5 protein-coding genes are annotated in these 5141 nt (G+C 46.0%); all 5 read left to right on the top strand.

The window, feature by feature from the left end; all coding sequences use genetic code 11:
- Positions 1-234: 234 nt before the first annotated feature.
- The gene (locus PGX44_RS13645) at positions 235-771 is read left to right on the top strand and encodes a DUF7768 domain-containing protein (RefSeq protein ID WP_498855801.1); all 537 of its coding nucleotides are present in this window, start codon (positions 235-237) and stop codon (positions 769-771) included.
- Positions 762-2999, top strand: coding sequence for a phage/plasmid primase, P4 family (locus tag PGX44_RS13640; RefSeq protein WP_498855800.1), 2238 nt, complete (start codon positions 762-764; stop codon positions 2997-2999). Before PGX44_RS13645 ends, PGX44_RS13640 begins: the two co-directional genes overlap by 10 nt.
- A 145-nt stretch (positions 3000-3144) precedes the next feature.
- On the top strand, positions 3145-3426 hold the full coding sequence (locus PGX44_RS13635; protein WP_048514387.1) for a VRR-NUC domain-containing protein: 282 nt from the start codon (positions 3145-3147) through the stop codon (positions 3424-3426).
- A complete protein-coding gene (locus tag PGX44_RS13630) occupies positions 3407-4762 on the top strand; it encodes an SNF2-related protein (RefSeq protein WP_498855799.1) in 1356 nt (451 codons plus the stop codon). Before PGX44_RS13635 ends, PGX44_RS13630 begins: the two co-directional genes overlap by 20 nt.
- On the top strand, positions 4759-5141 hold a 383-nt coding region (locus PGX44_RS13625), incomplete at its 3' end, for a hypothetical protein (protein ID WP_498855798.1). The genes PGX44_RS13630 and PGX44_RS13625, both read left to right, overlap by 4 nt.

Genomic DNA, 5141 nt, shown 5'->3' with positions numbered 1-5141 from the left:
GGGGCATAAAGTAGATTCATGCAATACCGATTTACACAAACTATTTTACACTCCCCAAAGAAAAGCTCGGATCGAGTTGGCAAATTGTGCATAAGAAAAATAGTCCGTTACATATTCCGGATTTTTGGATATCCAACGGGCAGTTGACTATCCCCGTTGAGTGCAAGCTACACGATTTCAATACACGCGCGCTGAACCAACTACAACGATATATGGCGTATTACCACTGTAATTATGGCATTGCTGTTGCAGCTACTCTTACGACGATACTTCCAAGTAATATCAAATTCATCAGCTTCGATAGTGCCGCTTTGTCTTGTGATGGTGAACAAAATGCAGAATTGTAAAAACAGTGAGGGATATTTTGATCCAACCGCCTGTGATGCTATCAAACATATCCATAAGGAAGAAAAGGCAGTGGGAAACCCTGCCTTTCGTCCGTTGGTGTACATCTGCTCACCCTATGCAGGCGATATGGAAACAAATGCAGCCCACGCCAGACGCTATTGCCGATATGCCGTTGATAGTGGCTATATCCCCTTAGCCCCACATTTATATTTCCCGCAATTCATGATAGACAGCAATCCTAACGAACGCAGTCTCGCCTTATTTATGGATATTGTCCTATTGCGTAAATGCCAAGAAATGTGGGTATTTGGAAGTGTTATATCAACCGGCATGGCCCTTGAAATTGCGAAGGCAAAAAAACATAATCAGAAAATCCGTTATTTTACACAGGAATTACAGGAGGTCGAGAACATATGCAATTAACGCTTTATACAGCAGCCTGCACCGGCAATGCCAAAAACTGCCTATATCCTAATCAGCATACCATCATGAACAGCGATGATTTTAAAGCAGTGATTCGAAAGGATCATGTATGTGCTGCCTATGACAACAACTACCGCAGCGCGAAGCATTTCATAGCAGCAGATTGCCTTGTCATGGACTGTGATAACGACCACTCGGATACTCCAGCAGACTGGGCCACACCGGATACTATTTTCTCCACATTTCCAGAGGTTGCCTGTGTCATTTCGTATAGCCGGAATCACATGAAAATTAAAAATGGCAAAGCAGCACGGCCTAAGTTCCATGTGTACTTTCCCATTACCGAAATCACGGATCCGGATGCCTATGTAGCTTGTAAGAAAAAAATACTGTCAATGTTTCCACTGTTTGATGATAAAGCACTGGATGCGGCCCGGTTTATCTTTGGCACCGATAGCACCGAGGTACTTTGGAACGATGGCCCTCGTACCATTGATCAATTTTTAAATACTGAGCCGGATACGATACCGGAAGGAAAACGCAACAGCACCCTCTCCCATTTTGCCGGACGACTTACGAAACGCTTCGGCACAACGGAGGAAGCCCATCAATTATTTATAGCAGAAGCCGCAAAGTGCAATCCCCCGCTTTCCAAGGAAGAATTAAACACCATCTGGCAAAGCGCCATACGATTTGCCGGTAAGGTACAACAACAGAATGGCTATATTCCACCAGAGGATTACAATCAGGATTTCAAAAATGAATTTGTCTTAATGCCCGGTGACTACTCCGATGTCGGTCAAGCCGTAGTACTGGCTCGGGAATATGCCGATACGCTCCAATTTACAACGGCTACCGACTTTTTACATTATGACGGGATATGTTGGAACGAATCCGACGAACAAGCTCTCGCTGTGGTGCAGGAATTAACAGATAGGCAGCTACAAGAAGCGGAAACTGCAGAACGTGCTGCTTGGCAAAAGCTGAAGCAATCCGGTGGTTCTGATGTATTAGTCGGCTCGGGTGCAGCTAAGGCAAAAAAGCTGTTTGATGTAACACAACTGGCAGCCTTTACCCAATACGCGATTGCAAAGGAATATAAAACCTTCGTCATCAAACGTCGCGATACCAAGTATTTAAACTCCTGCCTGCAGGCAGCAAAACCCATGCTGCAATGTAAGCCGACAGAGCTCGACAATAATGAATTCTTACTGAACACCCCACTAGGCACATATTATCTGCCCGATGGATTATGTGGCATACATCCACCAACAGCAACGGATAAAATCACCAAGGTAACGGAGGTTTCACCCAGTGATACGGGAAAAGGCTTGTGGCTTTCTGCCATCAATACCTTCTTTTGTAAAGATGAAGAACTTATCGAGTATGTACAACAAATTGTAGGGCTGGCTGCTATCGGAAAGGTATATGTAGAAGCCCTTATCATCGCTTACGGTGAAGGGCGTAATGGGAAATCCACCTTCTGGAATGTTATCTCCCGTGTACTTGGCACCTATAGCGGCAACATATCGGCAGATACATTAACTGTCGGCTGCCGCAGGAATGTAAAGCCGGAAATGGCCGAGGCTAAAGGAAAACGGCTGCTTATTGCCGCCGAGCTTGATGAAGGTATGCGGCTCAACACGTCCATCATCAAGCAACTATGCTCGACGGATGCGGTCTTTGCAGAAAAGAAATATAAAGATCCCTTCCAGTTTATTCCCAGCCATACCCTGGTGCTCTATACCAATCATCTCCCCCGCGTCGGTGCCAACGATCCCGGTACCTGGCGCAGGCTCATTGTGATACCCTTTAACGCTCGCATTGAAGGAAACGACGATATCAAAAATTATGCAGACTACCTGCTGAAAAATGCAGGCGAGTATGTCCTGACTTGGATCATTGAAGGGGCACAGAAGATCATTCAAAAAATTTTTCAGCTTACCACACCAGCTTGTGTGCGGGAAGCCATCGGCTCGTATCGTGAAAACAACGACTGGCTCGGCCATTTCCTGGATGAGTGCTGTGAGCTTGGTAAAGCCTATCAGGAAAAATCCGGTGATTTTTATACTGCGTATCGAAACTTTTGTAATGTTACCGGTGATTATGTGCGAAATTCTGCCGATTTTTATACTGCCATTGAACAAGCCGGAATCGTACGGTTCAGAAATCGCCAAGGCCGGTTTGTTCGCGGAATACGGCTGACAGAAAAAGCCATTTTAAACTAAAGCGTGACACCTCCGACACCTCCTACCCTAAAGTCTCTATAGGCCCTTAAAAATTAACCCCTATAGGAAGTTATAGTAACCAGGTGTCGGGGGTGTCACACATCTTGATGAAAAGTCGATACTAAACACTCTGACGGAGGAAATCATGCGAGAAAAAATAATCGAACAGCAGCTTGTACATGCTGTAAAACATAAAGGTGGTATCTGTCCCAAATTCGTCTCCCCCGGATATGACGGGATGCCGGATAGATTGGTGCTGCTGCCCCATGGACGCATTGCCTTTGTGGAGCTTAAAGCACCCGGAAAGAAAATGCGTCCGCTACAGGTACATCGGAAGCGCCAGTTAGAAGCACTTGGTTTTCCGGTATACTGCATCGACAATAGTACGCAACTAGGAGGAATGCTGGATGCAATACAAACCTCATGATTATCAAACCTATGCCACAAACTTCATCCTAAAAAATCCAACGGCTGCCATTTTGCTGGATATGGGATTGGGAAAAAGCGTCATTACCTTAACCGCCATAGAGCAATTAATCTATGACAGTTTTGACGTCCATCGCGTATTAGTGATTGCACCCCTGCGTGTAGCACGAGATACTTGGCCAGCAGAAATCCAGAAATGGGACCATCTGCATGATGTAACGTATGCCGTTGCTATTGGTACGGCTACGGAACGAAAAGCCGCACTCTTGCAGCAGGTCAATATCCACATTATCAATCGTGAGAATGTGCCTTGGTTGATAGAAGATTCCGGCATCCCCTTTCATTACGATATGCTGGTAATCGATGAGCTTTCCTCTTTTAAATCGTATCAAGCAAAACGGTTTCGGAGCTTGTTAAGAGTTCGTCCCAAGGTAAAACGAATCGTAGGACTAACCGGTACACCTTCTTCAAACGGCCTGATGGATCTTTGGGCAGAGTTTCGCCTGTTGGATATGGGACAGCGGCTTGGTCGCTTTATCACCCACTACCGGAGTGAATTCTTCCAACCGGATAAGCGGAATCAGCAGATGATCTTTTCTTACAAACCAAAACCCGGTGCGGAAGAAGAAATCTATCGGCGTATCGCAGACATCACCATTTCCATGAAAAGCAAGGAGTATCTGACTATGCCAGCATTAGTACGAAATGAAATCAGTGTACAACTCTCGAAGCGGGAACGAAACATGTATGATACCTTGTGTTCCCAGCTTGTGCTTTCACTAGATGGGAAAGAAATTGATGCCGTAAACGCGGCTGCCTTATCAAACAAGCTATGCCAGATGGCAAATGGTGCCGTCTACGATGAGGAAAAACGAATCATTCCCATTCATGACCGAAAGCTCGATGCCCTGGAGGATATTCTTGAAGGTGCCAATGGCAAACCCGTATTGATTGCGTATTGGTTCAAGCATGATCTGCTACGAATCCAGCAACGGTTTACGGTACGAGAAATCAAGACTTCACAAGATATAACAGATTGGAACGCTGGTGTTATTCCTGTTGCTATTCTCCACCCCGCCTCTGCCGGACATGGTCTAAACCTGCAACAAGGCGGATCCACTCTCGTCTGGTTTGGACTAACCTGGAGCTTGGAATTATACCAACAAACGAATGCCAGACTCTGGCGGCAAGGACAAACGGATACGGTCGTCATTCATCACATTCTGACTGCCGGAACCATAGATGAAACCATTATGAAATCATTGAAAGAAAAAAACAAAACCCAGGCTGCACTGATTGATGCAGTCCGGGCCAGCTTGCAAGGAGGCAGCCTATGAGTGTTATCTGGAAGTATCTGAATAAACGAAGCGGTGCTATTGATGCCATCCGGGATTACGACAGCATGCAGTTCATCATCGAAAATACCAGCGAGGATATCAAGCAGGCATATGCTGCCATGACCAGCCTGCATCCGTCCGGTTTCAATGGGATGCCGCACTCCAGCAACCCGCATGCCGTAGAAGATCATATCATCTCCGGTCTGGCAGACATCGACATCCTGAAGGAACGTTACCGGCAGGCGTTGGAGTACATGGCATGGTTTCAGCCCGCATGGGAGAAACTAAGCAGTGACGAGCAATATGTACTGCAAACCTTCTATGCTGACGAGGATGCACAAACAAGTGCCGTCTATGCCATTGCCGATCATTTTCACAT

Origin of the sequence: Caecibacter sp. AF58-12pH5A, from assembly GCF_027681725.1 — a bacterium.
GTDB lineage: Bacteria > Bacillota > Negativicutes > Veillonellales > Megasphaeraceae > Megasphaera > Megasphaera hominis.
This window is presented reverse-complemented; position numbering and strand designations above follow the sequence as displayed.